General features: G+C 55.4%; 20 protein-coding genes and 1 tRNA gene. 6 read left to right on the forward strand and 15 right to left on the reverse strand.

Features of this window, described 5'->3' with window-relative positions; genetic code table 11:
- Positions 1-83: 83 nt before the first annotated feature.
- The 15 genes from QN378_RS19040 to QN378_RS19110 form a co-directional block, all read right to left on the reverse strand.
- Positions 84-329: a hypothetical protein gene (locus QN378_RS19040; protein ID WP_322167124.1), complete on the reverse strand. Its 246-nt coding sequence runs from the start codon at positions 327-329 to the stop codon at positions 84-86.
- A complete protein-coding gene (locus QN378_RS19045; protein ID WP_322167125.1) occupies positions 326-544 on the reverse strand; it encodes a hypothetical protein in 219 nt (72 codons plus the stop codon). Before QN378_RS19045 ends, QN378_RS19040 begins: the two co-directional genes overlap by 4 nt.
- The gene (locus QN378_RS19050; protein WP_322167126.1) at positions 541-990 is read right to left on the reverse strand and encodes a hypothetical protein; all 450 of its coding nucleotides are present in this window, start codon (positions 988-990) and stop codon (positions 541-543) included. Before QN378_RS19050 ends, QN378_RS19045 begins: the two co-directional genes overlap by 4 nt.
- The gene (locus tag QN378_RS19055; RefSeq protein ID WP_323551008.1) at positions 987-1,286 is read right to left on the reverse strand and encodes a hypothetical protein; all 300 of its coding nucleotides are present in this window, start codon (positions 1,284-1,286) and stop codon (positions 987-989) included. The genes QN378_RS19050 and QN378_RS19055 overlap by 4 nt, the downstream gene beginning before the upstream one ends.
- Positions 1,283-1,456 carry a hypothetical protein gene (locus tag QN378_RS19060; protein WP_323551009.1) on the reverse strand — a complete coding sequence of 58 codons (174 nt, stop codon included), beginning with the start codon at positions 1,454-1,456 and terminating at the stop codon, positions 1,283-1,285. The genes QN378_RS19055 and QN378_RS19060 overlap by 4 nt, the downstream gene beginning before the upstream one ends.
- Positions 1,457-1,752: 296 nt before the next feature.
- Positions 1,753-2,274 (reverse strand): Rha family transcriptional regulator, encoded by a 522-nt coding sequence (locus QN378_RS19065; RefSeq protein ID WP_322167128.1) that lies wholly within the window; start codon positions 2,272-2,274, stop codon positions 1,753-1,755.
- Positions 2,271-2,651, reverse strand: a complete 381-nt coding sequence (locus QN378_RS19070) for a hypothetical protein (protein ID WP_322167129.1) — start codon at positions 2,649-2,651, stop codon at positions 2,271-2,273. Before QN378_RS19070 ends, QN378_RS19065 begins: the two co-directional genes overlap by 4 nt.
- A complete protein-coding gene (locus tag QN378_RS19075) occupies positions 2,652-2,912 on the reverse strand; it encodes a helix-turn-helix transcriptional regulator (protein ID WP_322167130.1) in 261 nt (86 codons plus the stop codon).
- Positions 2,913-3,028: 116 nt separating this feature from the next.
- Entirely contained in the window at positions 3,029-3,829 is an 801-nt protein-coding gene (locus tag QN378_RS19080) for a hypothetical protein (protein ID WP_323551010.1), read from the reverse strand.
- Positions 3,826-5,034, reverse strand: coding sequence for a tyrosine-type recombinase/integrase (locus QN378_RS19085; protein ID WP_322167132.1), 1,209 nt, complete (start codon positions 5,032-5,034; stop codon positions 3,826-3,828). The genes QN378_RS19080 and QN378_RS19085 overlap by 4 nt, the downstream gene beginning before the upstream one ends.
- Before the next feature lie 207 nt (positions 5,035-5,241).
- A tRNA-Phe gene (locus QN378_RS19090) sits at positions 5,242-5,317 on the reverse strand.
- Positions 5,318-5,415: 98 nt separating this feature from the next.
- The gene (locus QN378_RS19095; RefSeq protein ID WP_322206309.1) at positions 5,416-5,688 is read right to left on the reverse strand and encodes an oxidative damage protection protein; all 273 of its coding nucleotides are present in this window, start codon (positions 5,686-5,688) and stop codon (positions 5,416-5,418) included.
- A complete protein-coding gene (gene mutY, locus QN378_RS19100) occupies positions 5,685-6,752 on the reverse strand; it encodes an A/G-specific adenine glycosylase (RefSeq protein ID WP_323551011.1) in 1,068 nt (355 codons plus the stop codon). Before mutY ends, QN378_RS19095 begins: the two co-directional genes overlap by 4 nt.
- Positions 6,749-8,980: an AsmA family protein gene (locus tag QN378_RS19105; RefSeq protein ID WP_322206311.1), complete on the reverse strand. Its 2,232-nt coding sequence runs from the start codon at positions 8,978-8,980 to the stop codon at positions 6,749-6,751. The genes mutY and QN378_RS19105 overlap by 4 nt, the downstream gene beginning before the upstream one ends.
- Positions 8,981-9,078: 98 nt before the next feature.
- The gene (locus tag QN378_RS19110; RefSeq protein ID WP_322206312.1) at positions 9,079-9,489 is read right to left on the reverse strand and encodes an acetyl-CoA sensor PanZ family protein; all 411 of its coding nucleotides are present in this window, start codon (positions 9,487-9,489) and stop codon (positions 9,079-9,081) included.
- Between the two features lie 249 nt (positions 9,490-9,738).
- Here QN378_RS19110 and QN378_RS19115 point away from each other — a divergent pair, with 249 nt between their 5' ends.
- From QN378_RS19115 to hisF, 6 genes are all read left to right on the forward strand, one after another.
- A complete protein-coding gene (locus QN378_RS19115; protein ID WP_322206313.1) occupies positions 9,739-11,400 on the forward strand; it encodes an OFA family MFS transporter in 1,662 nt (553 codons plus the stop codon).
- Between the two features lie 190 nt (positions 11,401-11,590).
- On the forward strand, positions 11,591-12,184 hold the full coding sequence (gene hisB / locus QN378_RS19120; RefSeq protein ID WP_322206314.1) for an imidazoleglycerol-phosphate dehydratase HisB: 594 nt from the start codon (positions 11,591-11,593) through the stop codon (positions 12,182-12,184).
- A complete protein-coding gene (gene hisH, locus QN378_RS19125; protein ID WP_322206315.1) occupies positions 12,184-12,822 on the forward strand; it encodes an imidazole glycerol phosphate synthase subunit HisH in 639 nt (212 codons plus the stop codon). Before hisB ends, hisH begins: the two co-directional genes overlap by 1 nt.
- A complete protein-coding gene (locus QN378_RS19130) occupies positions 12,822-13,082 on the forward strand; it encodes a DUF2164 domain-containing protein (RefSeq protein ID WP_323551012.1) in 261 nt (86 codons plus the stop codon). The genes hisH and QN378_RS19130 overlap by 1 nt, the downstream gene beginning before the upstream one ends.
- A 93-nt stretch (positions 13,083-13,175) precedes the next feature.
- On the forward strand, positions 13,176-13,916 hold the full coding sequence (gene hisA, locus QN378_RS19135) for a 1-(5-phosphoribosyl)-5-[(5-phosphoribosylamino)methylideneamino]imidazole-4-carboxamide isomerase (RefSeq protein ID WP_322206317.1): 741 nt from the start codon (positions 13,176-13,178) through the stop codon (positions 13,914-13,916).
- A 48-nt stretch (positions 13,917-13,964) separates the two neighbouring features.
- A complete protein-coding gene (gene hisF, locus QN378_RS19140) occupies positions 13,965-14,735 on the forward strand; it encodes an imidazole glycerol phosphate synthase subunit HisF (RefSeq protein ID WP_322167142.1) in 771 nt (256 codons plus the stop codon).
- Positions 14,736-14,754 lie beyond the last annotated feature (19 nt).

Raw genomic sequence — 14,754 nt, forward strand, 5'->3', positions numbered from 1 at the left:
CGGTTTTAAACGATGGCTTGATCATGGATACAGGCGCCAAGGTGAACTCGGAAGCGGACGTTTTGACTTTGAGATCAAAGCTTTCATCGCGCGCCCTCCTGCCAAAGAACATCTAGTTCATGCCTCATGCATTCAGCCCACTGGAGGGTCTTAGTTGACCAGTCGTTCACTTCCGCAATACCTAACTGTGCAAATGCGTGCGCCGTGTGATTTTCCGGGAAGTGCTCGAGCATTACGGTGAAGATTGCGTGTACGTTGGTAAATACATCCTGTACGGCAAACAGGTCATCCATGCCTGATACCGCCACATCCATAGTTGTGCGGCTCATTGCACCCCCCCATTCGACTCAATCACGCCTTCGAGCAGCTCTGCCCAAGCCATTGCGGTGTGCTGAGCAACAATCGCCAAAACCTTCGTTACAAACGGCTGCGTGGTTGGCGCCGCAATGACTGCAAGAGCCATGGCCAGCAGAACAAGAATCTCTTGCGCGCCGCGCAGGTCGTCGAGGGAGCTATCGGTAGGTGTTGCGATAGATAGGCTCATGGGTACGCCCTCCCGATGGCCGACTCATGTATTGGGACGTAGGCGTACTGTTCGTGATCAGGCTCGTACTTCGCGTGTTCCAAAATAGAACTGAGAACGCTCAGCGGCATGGAATTTTTGTATTGATGGACAAACGCAACGAGGAAGGCGCGACTCGGTGACAATTCACCGGCACTGCGAGACCACAGCGCTTGCATAACCTGGGTTTGGGCGCGGTGTCGTTCGATATCGTTTCCGGCTTCAGGAGGCATCGCGGCCAGCGAAATGAGTTCAATTTTCCGCCCAAGCAAGTCGCTTCCGAACGCATGGAGCATGTCATTGGCTAAAACTTGGTCAGTGAGGCCAACCCCAAAACCGTAGAAGCCCCGACCGTCATAGACTTGGATGACGAAAAAGGTGTGGATCGGAGCGTTTTTAGGAGTTTGGGTAATAGTGATCAGACTCATACCGACACCGCCACATTTGCCGACACGATTTCGGATTCCGCATTTTGTGTCGCGGGTTTGGCATCGCTTTGAACGCGCTCAAGGTAATGCTCTGCATCTTGCTGAAGTCGAACGCCAACTAATCGCAGGCCATGTCCGACGCCAGCGATCACAGACGGACTGAGAACTCCCTCCTCATCGCCAGAGTCGAGCAAGCGCTGAAACAGGCTACCTACAGCCCAAATAAACTGGCCGGTCGCTTCCATAGTCGAGGCAGCATTTCCTAGGCAGGCGCTAGTAGTGGTTGCGCGAGTCATACAGCACCGCCGACTGTTTCCAGGGTGCGAGCGATGGTCATGTGGTGATTCCAGCGACGCAAGCGAACAGACAGGGATGAGTCGGCATGAAGTGCGGCGATTGCCATAGCGCGATGCGCGGCGGCTTTGCCGGATGTGACAGACGGATTTCTGGTGCGGGAGTACTGCATGGGTAACGCTCCTTTTGCTGAGGAGCTGCCACGTCCGCTACTAAACGAATGGGTGGCAGCTGTACGCAGGTTAGTAGACCGGGGCAAAAGGAACCCGGCACGCTCGAAGGCGTCCCACGCACAGCCGCCATAACACTGAACGGCAGGCACAAAAAAAGCGCCTGCAATCGTAATGGGGGCGCTGTTGCGCCTTTTGCTTGTCAGGCTACTAAACCCGGTCGCCAGCAATGTGACGACAGGCGCACCATACCGCCGATGTGCGAACTTGGCAACACTCGGGAATGATTGAGTGGTGTTCATGGGCGCCCCTCTTCCAGTGCGAGGGGCAGCTTCAGTTGCTCCCTCAAGTGGGCGACGTGCTGATGCATGCCTGGCTTGTCATAGCGCCAATGAGCCAGCCGACTACCGCTCTGGCTCGCCTCCTTCTTGCGAGCCTCCAGCGTCTGGCAGGCGTGCCCGTAACGGGCTTCACGGAATGCCATTATCAGACTCGACTTCAGCTCCACGACGCGATCAGTGTTGCGAGACAGCGCCAGTAGGAAGAACGCTTGATCCTCGTTCAGCAGGGCAAACTTCATGTGCTTAACGCCGCGAGACTCCAGCGTTTTCACTGCCTCCGTTTGAAACGGAACAAGTCCAAACTCTTTGAACTTGCAAAGGTAACGCTCGATCAGCTCCATAGTGTTCTTGTGTTGATTGCCTAACTGCTCGGCCAGCAAGCGGCTATCTATGCGGGGCTCACCCTTGTATTGGATCAGGGTAATGTCGGATTTCCCGGCATTACTTTCGTCCATTGGCTTGATGATCTTCGCCGTCATGCCGCCACCTTCTGGCGTTTCGCCGCACGCTCAAACATCAGCGTTAGCACCTTGTCAGCTTGGTCGTACGAGCTTTCCAGTAGGCGGTAACGGGTACAGTCGCAAGGCTCGCCCCAGTTGTTAGGCGACTTCTCGGGGATGTGTTCAAAGATCAAACCGTAGCTATTTTCGAGTACGGGAATGGTCGAGTTCAGGCAGGTGTCGCCAACCCACTTCGGTGCCTCGAAACGGTTGAGCGTTCCAAAGTGACGGACGTATACCAGGGCGCGTGCAATCTTGGTGGGGGCTGTTTCCAGCAGTACGGCGGGGCTGGCGCTGGTGATAGTATTGCCGTGCGACAGGCTGTGTTTCTCTTCGGGGATCATGGCCTTTTTCATTCAGGCCACCGCTCGGCTTTCGGCGATGCGCTCATTCATCCAGCCGTAAATTTCAGCCTCGACCCATACGACTGACTTCGGCCCCAACATGACTTGCTTCGGGAAGTTGCCTGCGGCCATGCGGCGGTAAATCTCAGTACAGGAAATGCCGGCGATGCTTTCCACCGTCTGGCGCTTAATGAAGCGGATCGCTGGCTTGTCGCCGGGGACAAGTACGGCTTGACGGGATTGCTTGCGGATAGGGGTGGTTGCGTTTGCCATCGTTTGCGCCTCCTGAGGCGGTTTGGGTAACTGACGATGGCAATACTGGCGGGCGTATGAATGTCTTAGTCCGAATTAGGATTTGGGAATTGAAATTCGGAATTCGGAATTGCGGCCTACTTGGATCGGCGTTCAAGTGCGTCGGGAATGCCAGTAAATACTTTTCGGATGGTTTCGTCATTTACTGGGGCGCCAACTTGCTCGGTCAGCTCCATGAGTCTTTGCGAGGCGCCGCGCTCGGTTATGTCGATGTCAGCGCCCTTGCATAGCGCGGCAATCAGTGTCAGAAGCGTCCGGCTTGACCTTAATGGAGTTGGTGTATCCAGATTCGCTTGTGTCGTCATCATTTGCTGGGCGGGTCTGCTCTGCGATCCTTTGGGGTGTAACGCATAGAGCTTTTGATTGTGGTCGCAATACTTATTTTCTGCTGGATCGATATCAGACTCAGGAGCTGGCTCATTGATGTTCGCAATTTCGGCCAATTTATATATCGAGTCGGCTTCAATGTTGAGGGTGTGGAAAAACACCTGATCGGATGCTGGGCCTAGGTAGTGATCTGTGTCGATGTCCCGTAAAACGTATAGGCCTCCATTTTTGTCAGCCAGTGCAAACGCGTTGACTGCCCCGTCTATGAGAACCTCGCCACATGGATAAGGAAGACCAAAGCAAATGCCCTCGACCTGATCAATTTCGACCATGTAATTTTCAAGTTTTAATTGCTTTTCTTGCTCCTCAGCCCCGAGGAAAAATTTCGTTTTTACAATTGCGCAGTGGCATGAGTAGTGGCCGTTGATCCAGTGGCTAAGTAGAAGGCTTTCTATGTCGGCTTCCGAAACATCCTCATCGATTAACCTGGTGAGCAATTCTGCCGCTTCGGCAATTGTAAGGCTGTATTTGAACTTCCAAAGTTTGCTCATGGCTTATTCCTTCTGATCGATACCACGTTGGCGCCAGCGCACAGGGCGTCTATTGAATCCGCCCACGCTTGCATCATTTCCCGGCGCTGCTCGACGTAGGCTGCATGGTTGTAGGTGCCGCGTATGTCGTCGCTGTCGCCATGGGCAAGCTGGCGCTCGATCCAATCCTTGTTGTATCCGCGCCCGTTCAATTCAGTGCTTAGCAAGTGGCGGAATCCGTGGCCCGTCTGCCGGCCTTCGTACCCCATCTGGCGCAGCGCCTTATTGACGGTGTTCTCGCTCATTGGCCGCTCAGGGTTGGCTCCGGCAAATACCAGTGAGTAATGCCCGGTCACTTCCTGAACCTTGCGCAGGATGGCGACAGCCTGACGGGGAAGCGGCACAGCGTGAGGGCGGCGGGCTTTCATGCGGGCGGCTGGGATCGTCCATAGCGCGGCGCCTAAGTCGAACTCCGACCACGGCGCTTGGCGCAGCTCACCAGGGCGAACAGCGGTCAGCACCAGCAGATTGATGGCGTGGCGGGTCAGTACATGAATTTTGGCAACGTCGACCTTGCTCAGTAGCTCTGGCAGTTCGGCAAAGTTGACGTGTGGATGATGGCGGGCAGCTTTAGCCTGTGCCGCTACCACGCTCAGGTCGGTGGCGGGGTTGGCGTCCACAACACCCTTGGCCAGCCCGTATCGGAATATCTGATGCAACCATTGGCGGATCTTGCCAGCGGCATTCAACGTACCCCTTGCTTCGACCTTGCGCACCAGTTCCACCAGATCGGGGCGGGTGATCGCTTTCACCGGGCGGGCGCCAATGCCGGGTATCAAATCGTTTTCAAGGTACAGCTTTGCCTTGTAGGTGGTGCTCTCTGCCCAGCGAGGGGAATTGTAGGCAAACCACTCGAGCGCCAACTCCTTAAAAGTTACGCCGTCAACGGCCTGTGCTTGTTTGGTGGCTTTCTTGTGCTGGCCAGGGTCGATGCCATCAACGAGCAACTGACGCGCGTCGTCACGGGATTGTCGAGCCTTGGCCAGCGTGACTGCGGGATATGAACCCAGCGCCAGCATCTTTGCACTGCCATTGAAGCGATAGCGGTACCGCCACAGCTTGGAGCCCGTCTGCGTGACTTCCAGGCATAGGCCGTTGGCGTCACTGAGCCGATACAGCTTCTCTTTTGGCTTGGCGGTGCGAATGGTGGTGTCTGAGAGTGACAAAGCAGCCTCCTGCGGGCCGCACCGGGCGGGCGTATTGCTGCCGGGTGTGAGTAGATTTCTAGACCGAACTGAATCTACTCACGAATCTACTCACAATCGTCCGGGCTTACAAGGGAACGCTTGGGAACGCTAGACAACAAAAAGCCCGCACTAGGCGGGCTTCTTGTTGTGTTTCTGGTGGTTTTGACATCACCTGAAAACGAAAGGTGGTGCCCAGAGACGGAATCGAACCGCCGACACGGGGATTTTCAATCCCCTGCTCTACCGACTGAGCTATCTGGGCAACGGGGCGCATTAGACTTGGTTTTCAGGGGGTCGTCAAGCGTGTTTTTGAAAATAGTCAGTTATTACCGTTGCTTACGATCCGCAGGGTTGCGAGGATTATTCCTTTGGGGCGACGTAGCCTTCTGCTTGGGCGTAGTCGGCGCCGGATAAGAACTTGTCCATTTCGACCTGGAGAAATTTTCGGTCATCTGCGTTCATCATGTTCAAGCGACGCTCGTTTATTAGCAGGGTCTGGTGTTTCTGCCAGTCGGCCCAGGCTTTTTGGGAAACGTGGTTGAAGATGTCTTCACCTTTGGCGCCAGGGTAAGGGGCGCGGTCCAGGCCGGGTAATTCTTCTTTGTACTTGCGGCACATCACGGTGCGGGTCATGACAACTCTCCTGCATTCAATACGTCGGCTGCGCGTTTCAGCAGCTTCTTCACCGGGGCAGCAAGGCCCAGGCGCGGCGGGGTGGCGAGGTTATACCAGAGCCAGTCGGCCTCGGCCACGTGGTTAGCGGACTCTTCGACCTGCACTAGCCAAGGTTCGATGGACAGCTGGAAGTGACTGAACGTATGCACCAGGCCCGGCAGTTCATGGTGTTTACCCAATGCCAGCGCGTGTTGGTTGGCTAAATGTTCCAGGTCGCTGAACTGATCCAGCTCCGGCAAGCTCCACAACCCGCCCCAGAGCCCCGTTGAGGGGCGTCGGTAGAGCAAAATGGCGCCATCACGGTTGGCGAGCATGGGCATCAACGTGCGCTTTTGTGGCACTGTTTTACGCGGTTTGGGAATTGGGTAACGGAGTTCTAAACCTAACAGGTGTGCTTCGCAGCCTTTTTTCAGCGGGCAGAGCAGGCAACTCGGTTTGCTGCGGGTACAGAGCGTCGCGCCCAAGTCCATCATTGCCTGGGTGTAGTTGTTGACTCGGGTGTGCGGCGTGAAGCGCTCAGCGTTCGTCCAGAGCTGTTTGGCCACCTTGGGTTCGCCGGGGTAGCCCTCTTGGGCGGTAAAACGTGCCAGCACGCGTTTGACGTTGCCGTCGAGGATTGGCGCCCTTAGGCCCATGCTCAAGCTGGCGATGGCGCCCGCTGTGGACAGGCCGATACCCGGCAGTTCGATGAGTTTGTCCACATCGAGGGGAAACTCCCCGGCATAGTCGGCGACCACAATTTTGGCGCTCTTCTGCAGATTGCGCGCCCGAGTGTAATAACCCAGCCCAGTCCACAGGTGCAGCACTTCGTCTTCCGGCGCTTCAGCCAGGGCCTGCACGGTTGGCAGGGCGTCCATGAATCTGTCGAAGTAGTTCAAAACGGTGCTGACCTGAGTCTGCTGCAGCATGATCTCTGATACCCATACCCGGTAGGGCGTGATTCCTTGTTGCCAGGGCAGATCGTGTCGGCCGTGGCGGTCGTACCATTCCAGTACAGCCGTTGAAAACTGCTCGGCTTTCATCGTTTGAAAAGACCTTTTAGCGCGTCCTTGAGCTGTGGGTTGATTTTGTCGCCAAGCTTTTCATCGATCTTCTGTTCGATTTTGTCACCGGCTAACTTCGCCGCGACTCCGGCTAATGCCTCATTGTCGACACGGCACGCCTTAGCGCCCAACTCTAGCGGGCCACGGCAGCGCAAGGGGAATTCGATATTGGCATATCGCTCGTTGACCTGGCAGGCCGGGTCTGGCATGTCGCTCTTGTCGCCTTCCACGATGATGCCAATGCGGTAATCCATGCCCAGCACGCGTAGGTCAATATCGCCGTTACCGTTCACAGTCAAACCGGGAATTTGCACCTTCAGATCGGGATTGCTGGCAACACCGTTGCGTATCACCAAGTTGCCGCCCAGTTGCTGGAAGGGCGTGTCCTTGCCGTGAGGTTCGCCGCTCAATGTTTTGCGGTTCAGCTTGGAAATCCCCAAGCAAACTTGTTGCTCGAGGTTGGCATTGACCAACACCCCATTGTTGAGCATGAAGCTGGCGGTACCGTTGAGGCCGTCAACCAAGACCTTCTCGCTATTACCTTTGCTGGTCATATCGCTGTGCGAGGTCAGCAATCCTCTGATGGGCGCGTTATCTTGGCTTCGGTAAAAACGTTCGAGCGGGATTTTATTGACCCGGGTTTGCAGCGCTACTAATGGTATGTCGGAGCGTACATCCAGGGTGCCTTTGACCTCAAAATCACCGTTGCCGACGTTACCACGCAGGCTTTCCAGCGTGATCTGACCACCGAGAGCGTGAGTTTTCAGCACGGCGTTCTGAATCGGCAATTTATCGATGGTCAGTTTGCCAAAGCTAAGGTCGGCCTGAGCGTCGAGTTTGCGCAAGCGCTCCAGCGGCAATAAGCGCTCATTGTTCCACGCAATCTGGGTTGGCTGATTAGGCAGCGGCGTCGTGCCGCCGGCGGTAGCGAATACCTGGTTTTCCGTACCCGTTACTTCGGACTTACGGGCCGCCCCCGCACTTTTGGCGGCATTGCTCCTTGCTGGACGATAACGGTCGGCGTCAAAGGTGTCGGCCTTGAGCTGAACGCGAATAGCTTGCTTGGCAAAGTCGTCAACCGCCAGACGTCCACTGAACGAGCTGTCGTCGACCTTCATGTTGAGGTCATCAACGGCAAGGCTGGTAGGGCTGCCAGTGAGGCGGCCAACCAACTCAACCTTACTCAAGCTGCCATCTGCCATGTCAGGTACGACTTGACCGACGCTTTCGAGAAAGTCTCGAAGATTGAATTGGGCGATAGAGAGCCCGCCGCTGAACTGCGGTGTCTTGTCCAGATCGCGAACATGCAGTTCGCCCAATGCGCGCAATTGGTTGGCCGAAAACTTTAGACCGTTCCAATCTGCAATGTTGGCCGCCAAGTCGACTAGCAATTGGCCCTGCGCGGCGAACGTGAGGGTTTTGCCGTCCGTTGGATCGCCAGAGGCTTCTCCGGACAAGCGCATGTCTTCGAACTGGTAGCGTCTAAGTGCGCGGTCAAATCGCAACTGCCCAACCAGTTCGGTCTTGGCGCGTATCACCGGTTGGTTGGTGCTGAAAAATGAGGTGAATTTGATCGGGATGTTAGTTCCCTCGTGCACGGCTCCAGTGCTCAACTGAATGCTCTCAGCGGTAAATTGCCGGCCATTTTTGGCGTCATTGTAATCAATGCGGGCGTTGTTGATGGTGAGGCTGTCGATATCAAGCTTGATCGGCTGTGAGGTTTTTCCAGGCGTTACAGACTCATCTTTCGCCAAGGTGGCGCTGGCGTTTTCAGGTGCGGCTGGAGGCGGGGCATTAGAGGGTGCTGGGCGGCCGATGTCTTCCCAGTTGCCATGGCCGTTTTCATCACGGTTCAGCGTCAGGTTGAGACCCTCGACGCGGACATCGCTCATCTGCACTTCGCGGCGTAAAAGCGGCAGCACGCGAACGGACAGACCAAGCATCTGCAAATCGGCAAACGGTTTGGTCGGGGTTACCAAGGTGGCAACGCTGGCGTCATGCAACTCCAGGCCTAGCCAAGGGAACAGGCTCCAGCCAATGTCGCCTTTGAGGGTCAGCTCCACATGGGCTTTGTCGCGGGCCAATTGGCGAATCTCGTCTTTGTAATCGTTGGGATCAAAAAAGTGGGTCAGGGCAAAGCCAAGAGCCACAATGATCAGCAACAACCCGAGAATAACCAGACCCAGGATTTTGCCGAACGCTTTCATAGGCGAGTCCTTGTGATGGATTCATTTAAAATTTAGCCCGCGAGTATAGCGTTCTCGATTGGAACCGTACTGCGGGTGGCTTTTATTGTGTGTTTTCCTCAGCTATAAACCGGCTGCGGATCGAGAATAAGATGAAACCTGGCCGCTAATGCCTGGGCCTCAAGATGTCCGACAGGCGCCAGCATGCGCAGTTCACAGCCTGCAAGCAGGGCCATCTTTTGTGCTTCGATCAATAAGCGTTCAGCAACCCCTCGACGTCTGGTCAATTTCCGTACGCACAGCTGAGATATCTGCCAAACAGCGCTTTTGCGTTGAACGCGAGCCGCTCCCAGCAGTCGGTCATTAAAGCGAGCCGCGAGAAAGGTTCCCTCGCTTAGCCCTGACTCTATTAGCGCCGGACCATCGCTAAAGGGCGCTAGTAGCCATTGGGGGGCATCGCGATAGATTTTTTGCAAATCCTCTTGGTCCTGATAAGTGGCTGCATGTATTGACTCGACAACGATGGGCATTACGCTTCCTCAATTTCTTGGCCTGACGTCAGGGCAGTAACGAATGACAGTTGTAACAAAAAACTGCCGTCGAAATTGCTTTCTGTGTTGTTGCTGGATGTTAACCTTCCGGCTTCTACCGATTTTCTGCGTCGTTATGTCACGTCTTCAGCGTTGCTGCCGATTAATAGCCGAGCCCTTTCTTATGGAGGGCTGCCAGGCGAAATAAGGCGTTGAGCCTTGCGTAAGTAAATCTACTTGGGGGTAATAATGAATAAAACAGCCACTCTAAGCAGCCCTGTTGCGCAGCGTGCGTTTTTGTCTAAAGAACGCATCATCGCCAAGACCGGTTTCAACCGTTGGCTAGTTCCACCTGCCGCTCTAGCGATCCACCTGTGCATCGGTATGGCGTATGGCTTTTCAGTGTTTTGGATACCATTGTCTAAGGCTGTTGGTATTACCGCTTCCGTTGCGTGTGCGCCGGACACGAGCTTTTTGACTCAGGTTTTTTCATCAAGCTGTGACTGGCCTATTTCAATGTTGGGCTGGATCTTCACGCTGTTCTTTATCTTTTTGGGCTGTTCTGCAGCTATTTGGGGCGGCTGGCTGGAAAGAGCAGGTCCACGCAAAGCTGGTGTGGTGTCGGCGGTGTGTTGGTGCGGTGGGTTGGTGATTTCTGCACTAGGCATTTACACCCACCAGATAGGGCTGATGTGGCTGGGTTCTGGAGTGATCGGCGGTATTGGTCTGGGCTTGGGTTACATCTCCCCTGTGTCGACTTTGATCAAGTGGTTTCCGGACAAGCGCGGCATGGCAACCGGTATGGCGATCATGGGTTTTGGCGGCGGCGCAATGGTTGGCGCGCCCCTGGCTGCGGCGTTGATGGGCCATTTTGCTTCGCCCACCGGCATGGGCGTTTGGCAAAGCTTTCTGGCCATGGCCGGGATCTACTTTGTTTTCATGATTGGTGGCGCCTTGTCATACAGGGTTCCACCCACTGGCTGGAAGCCCGAAGGCTGGACCGCGCCGGCCCATAAGGCCAGCAACGCGATGATCACGCACCGCCATGTCCACGTAAACGTGGCGTGGAAGACTCCGCAGTTCATGCTGGTGTGGCTGGTACTGTGCCTGAACGTGTCCGCAGGTATTGGCATTCTTGGCATGGCATCACCTCTGCTACAGGAGGTATTTGCGGGTAAATTACTCGGCAATGGGTTGACGTTCGGTCAATTGGACGCTGATCAGTTGAAACTAATCGCCGCCATTGCTGCGGGTTTCACCGGTCTGTTGAGTTTGTTCAATATCGGCGGTCGTTTCTTTTGGGCGTCCTTTTCCGACTACATTGGCCGTAAAGCGACTTACTTCGTGTTTTTCGTGCTGGGCTTGGTGCTCTACGCCTCTGTACCGACCTTGGGGCATTCCGGCAGCATCGGACTATTCGTCGCGGCGTTCTGCGTCATTCTGTCAATGTATGGCGGCGGGTTCGCGACCGTTCCAGCTTATCTGGCAGACTTGTTCGGCACACAGATGGTCGGAGCGATCCACGGTCGGCTGCTGACGGCTTGGGCTGCAGCGGGAGTATTAGGTCCGGTATTGGTCAACTACTTGCGCGAGTATCAATTGAGCATCGGCGTTGCCCGCTCCGACGCTTACGACATCACTCTATATATCCTTGCTGGACTGCTGGTTTTGGGGTTTATCTGCAACTTGCTGGTTCGCCCGGTTGCCGATAAATACTTCATGGCTGACGACGAGTTGGCTGTAGAGCAATCCTACGGTCACGATGCCGGTGCGGATCACAACACAGTATTGGAGTGGAAAGCCTCCGCTGGCAGCAAGCCATTGGTAGTCGCAGCCTGGTTAGCCGTGGGCATTCCATTGGCGTGGGGCGTTTGGATCACCTTGCTGAAAACGGCGGTGTTGTTTCACTGACACATGGTTTCTTGTGGGAGCGGATTCATCGCGCATGAGGTGTGTCAGGTACCCCTGATTTGGACATGCCGACCTCTTCACGAATGAATTCGCTCTCACAGGATGTGCGGTGTATCTGATTGCTTCATGCCAGCCTGTTCTAGGCCTATAATGCTCGCCCTTTTCGCCCAATGATTTTGCGGAGTTAGTGATGACCGAACGTAAGGCATCCGTCGAGCGCGACACTCTGGAAACCCAGATCAAAGCCTCGATTAACCTGGATGGCACCGGAAAGGCCCGATTTGATATCGGCGTTCCTTTTCTTGAACACATGCTCGATCAGATCGCCCGACACGGATTGATCGACATGGATATCGAATGCAAAGGCGACTTGGCTATCGACGACCACCACACGGTGGAAGATGTCGGTATCACGTTGGGCCAAGCGTTTAGTAAAGCGATTGGCGACAAAAAAGGCATTCGTCGTTATGGCCACGCCTATGTGCCGCTTGATGAGGCACTATCGCGTGTCGTCATCGACTTTTCTGGTCGCCCAGGCTTGCAGATGCATGTGCCCTATACCCGCGCCACCGTTGGCGGCTTCGACGTGGACTTGTTTCAAGAGTTTTTTCAGGGCTTCGTCAACCACGCCAATGTAACGTTGCACATCGACAACCTGCGTGGAGCCAATACTCACCACCAGATTGAAACCGTATTCAAGGCTTTCGGTCGTGCCCTGCGCATGGCTGTTGAGCTTGATGAGCGCATGGCCGGACAAATGCCGTCGACCAAAGGCGTGCTTTGATGCAGACCGTTGCAGTTATCGATTACGGCATGGGCAACCTGCACTCCGTCGCCAAGGCGCTGGAGCATGTTGGCGCAGGCAAGGTGTTGATCACCAGCGACGCCGCAGTGATTCGCGAAGCTGACCGTGTGGTGTTTCCCGGCGTTGGCGCCATCCGCGATTGTATGGCTGAAATCCGTCGCTTGGGCTTTGACGAACTGGTGCGCGAAGTCAGCCAGGACCGTCCGTTTCTCGGAATTTGTGTGGGTATGCAAGCGCTGCTTGAGCGCAGCGAAGAGAGCGGCGGTGTCGATTGCATCGGTGTGTTTCCCGGCCAAGTGCGCTTTTTCGGCAAGGACCTGCACGACGACGGTGAGCATCTAAAGGTGCCGCACATGGGCTGGAACGAAGTAAAACAAATCGTCGAGCATCCGTTGTGGCACAACATTCCGGACATGGCACGGTTCTATTTTGTTCACAGCTACTACATAGATGCTGCCAATCAGCGGCAGGTGGTGGGTGGCGGCCATTACGGTCTCGATTTCGCTGCGGCGTTGGCAGAAGGCTCGCGCTTTGCCGTGCAGTTCCACCCGGAGAAGAGCCATACCCATGGCCTGCAATTGTTGCAGAACTTCGCCGCATGGGACGGTCGCTGGTAATGGCCAAAAAGGCCAAACCGCCGATCCTGACCCTGACGTCTGAGCAGGAAAGTGAGGCGAACCATAAGATTAAACGGTTCATGGAGGAGCGTTTCGAACTGGACCTCGGTTCGTTCGAGGCGGCTGAGATCCTAGAGCTGTTCACCCGTGAAATTGCTCCGCATTATTACAATCGTGCGATTTTCGATGTGCAGGCGCTCCTCAAAGAGAGGTTCGACGGCATTGAAAGCGACGTGTGGGCGTTGGAGAAGAGCAGCTGAAAGCTTCAAGCTTCGAGCTGCAAGAATAGTGATATCTGTAAGCTTGTAGCTAGCCGCTTGAAGCTTGCAGCTCTTTTGACGAAGGAAAAATGCATGCTCATTATCCCTGCTATTGATCTTAAAGACGGTGCCTGTGTGCGACTGCGCCAAGGCCGTATGGAAGATTCCACGGTGTTCTCCGATGACCCCGTAAGCATGGCCGCCAAGTGGGTAGACGGCGGTTGCCGTCGTTTGCATCTGGTCGATCTGAACGGTGCGTTTGAAGGCCAGCCAGTCAACGGCGACGTGGTGACGGCGATTGCCAGACGCTACCCGCAATTGCCGATCCAGATTGGCGGTGGCATTCGCTCGCTGGAAACCATAGAGCACTACGTCAAAGCAGGTGTTAGCTACGTGATCATTGGCACCAAAGCGGTGAAAGATCCGGCATTTGTTGCCGAAGCCTGCCGTGCGTTTCCCGGCAAAATCATTGTGGGTCTAGATGCAAAAGACGGCTTCGTCGCCACCGACGGCTGGGCTGAAATCAGTACCATTCAGGTGATTGATTTGGCCAAGCGTTTCGAGGCGGACGGCGTCTCGGCCATTGTTTATACGGACATCGCCAAAGACGGCATGATGCAGGGCTGCAACGTTCCGTTCACGGCGGCACTGGCGGCGGCAACGCGGATCCCGGTGATCGCTTCAGGTGGCATTCACAACCTGGGCGACATCAAGTCGTTGCTGGACGCTCGGTCGCCAGGAATCATCGGCGCAATCACTGGCCGGGCGATTTACGAAGGGACGCTGGATGTGGCTGAGGCTCAGGCCTTTTGTGATGGTTACAAGCCGCAGTAGGACGTTGACTGCCCTGTAGGTTCAAACTGTTTTCGGAGGATAGGTCCCATGGCCCTGGCCAAACGCATCATCCCTTGCCTTGATGTCGACAACGGTCGAGTGGTCAAAGGCGTCAAATTCGAGAATATTCGCGATGCCGGTGATCCGGTGGAAATTGCCCGCCTCTATGATGAGCAAGGCGCGGACGAAATTACGTTTCTCGATATCACCGCCAGCGTTGATGGCCGCGATACCACATTGCATACCGTTGAGCGCATGGCCAGCCAGGTTTTTATCCCGCTGACCGTGGGCGGTGGTGTACGCACCGTGCAAGATATCCGCAATCTGCTTAATGCGGGCGCCGACAAGGTGTCGATCAATACCGCCGCAGTATTCAATCCCGACTTTGTTGGCGAGGCAGCTGCGCGCTTCGGTTCGCAGTGCATCGTGGTCGCCATTGACGCCAAGCGTGTTTCCTTGCCGGGCGAAACGCCGCGCTGGGAGATTTTCACCCACGGTGGGCGCAAACCGACAGGGCTGGATGCTGTGCTGTGGGCCAAGAAGATGGAAGAGTTGGGCGCTGGTGAAATTTTGCTCACCAGCATGGATCAAGACGGCATGAAAAACGGCTTCGATCTGGGGGTAACCCGAGCCATTAGCGATGCGCTGGGGATTCCAGTGATCGCTTCTGGCGGTGTGGGCAATCTTGAACATTTGGCCGCCGGTGTGTTGGAAGGCCATGCTAGTGCAGTGCTGGCGGCGAGTATTTTTCACTTCGGTGAATACACCGTTCCTGAAGCAAAGGCCTACATGGCCAGTCGCGGCATCGTAATGCGCTAAAAATTGATGGCTACTACAC

The organism is Pseudomonas sp. 10S5 (genome assembly GCF_035019745.1).
Taxonomy (GTDB): Bacteria; Pseudomonadota; Gammaproteobacteria; order Pseudomonadales; family Pseudomonadaceae; genus Aquipseudomonas.

Coding starts and splice junctions, on each gene's coding strand:
- QN378_RS19055 (WP_323551008.1), bottom strand. CDS start 1,286: ATGACTCGCGCAACCACTACTAGCGCCTGCCTAGGAAATGCTGCCTCG.
- QN378_RS19040 (WP_322167124.1), bottom strand. CDS start 329: ATGAGCCGCACAACTATGGATGTGGCGGTATCAGGCATGGATGACCTG.
- hisA (WP_322206317.1), top strand. CDS start 13,176: ATGCTCATTATCCCTGCTATTGATCTTAAAGACGGTGCCTGTGTGCGA.
- QN378_RS19075 (WP_322167130.1), bottom strand. CDS start 2,912: ATGGCAAACGCAACCACCCCTATCCGCAAGCAATCCCGTCAAGCCGTA.
- QN378_RS19105 (WP_322206311.1), bottom strand. CDS start 8,980: ATGAAAGCGTTCGGCAAAATCCTGGGTCTGGTTATTCTCGGGTTGTTG.
- hisH (WP_322206315.1), top strand. CDS start 12,184: ATGCAGACCGTTGCAGTTATCGATTACGGCATGGGCAACCTGCACTCC.
- QN378_RS19070 (WP_322167129.1), bottom strand. CDS start 2,651: ATGAAAAAGGCCATGATCCCCGAAGAGAAACACAGCCTGTCGCACGGC.
- QN378_RS19050 (WP_322167126.1), bottom strand. CDS start 990: ATGAGTCTGATCACTATTACCCAAACTCCTAAAAACGCTCCGATCCAC.
- QN378_RS19130 (WP_323551012.1), top strand. CDS start 12,822: ATGGCCAAAAAGGCCAAACCGCCGATCCTGACCCTGACGTCTGAGCAG.
- QN378_RS19065 (WP_322167128.1), bottom strand. CDS start 2,274: ATGACGGCGAAGATCATCAAGCCAATGGACGAAAGTAATGCCGGGAAA.
- QN378_RS19110 (WP_322206312.1), bottom strand. CDS start 9,489: ATGCCCATCGTTGTCGAGTCAATACATGCAGCCACTTATCAGGACCAA.
- QN378_RS19080 (WP_323551010.1), bottom strand. CDS start 3,829: ATGAGCAAACTTTGGAAGTTCAAATACAGCCTTACAATTGCCGAAGCG.
- QN378_RS19115 (WP_322206313.1), top strand. CDS start 9,739: ATGAATAAAACAGCCACTCTAAGCAGCCCTGTTGCGCAGCGTGCGTTT.
- QN378_RS19095 (WP_322206309.1), bottom strand. CDS start 5,688: ATGACCCGCACCGTGATGTGCCGCAAGTACAAAGAAGAATTACCCGGC.
- hisF (WP_322167142.1), top strand. CDS start 13,965: ATGGCCCTGGCCAAACGCATCATCCCTTGCCTTGATGTCGACAACGGT.
- hisB (WP_322206314.1), top strand. CDS start 11,591: ATGACCGAACGTAAGGCATCCGTCGAGCGCGACACTCTGGAAACCCAG.
- mutY (WP_323551011.1), bottom strand. CDS start 6,752: ATGAAAGCCGAGCAGTTTTCAACGGCTGTACTGGAATGGTACGACCGC.
- QN378_RS19045 (WP_322167125.1), bottom strand. CDS start 544: ATGAGCCTATCTATCGCAACACCTACCGATAGCTCCCTCGACGACCTG.
- QN378_RS19060 (WP_323551009.1), bottom strand. CDS start 1,456: ATGCAGTACTCCCGCACCAGAAATCCGTCTGTCACATCCGGCAAAGCC.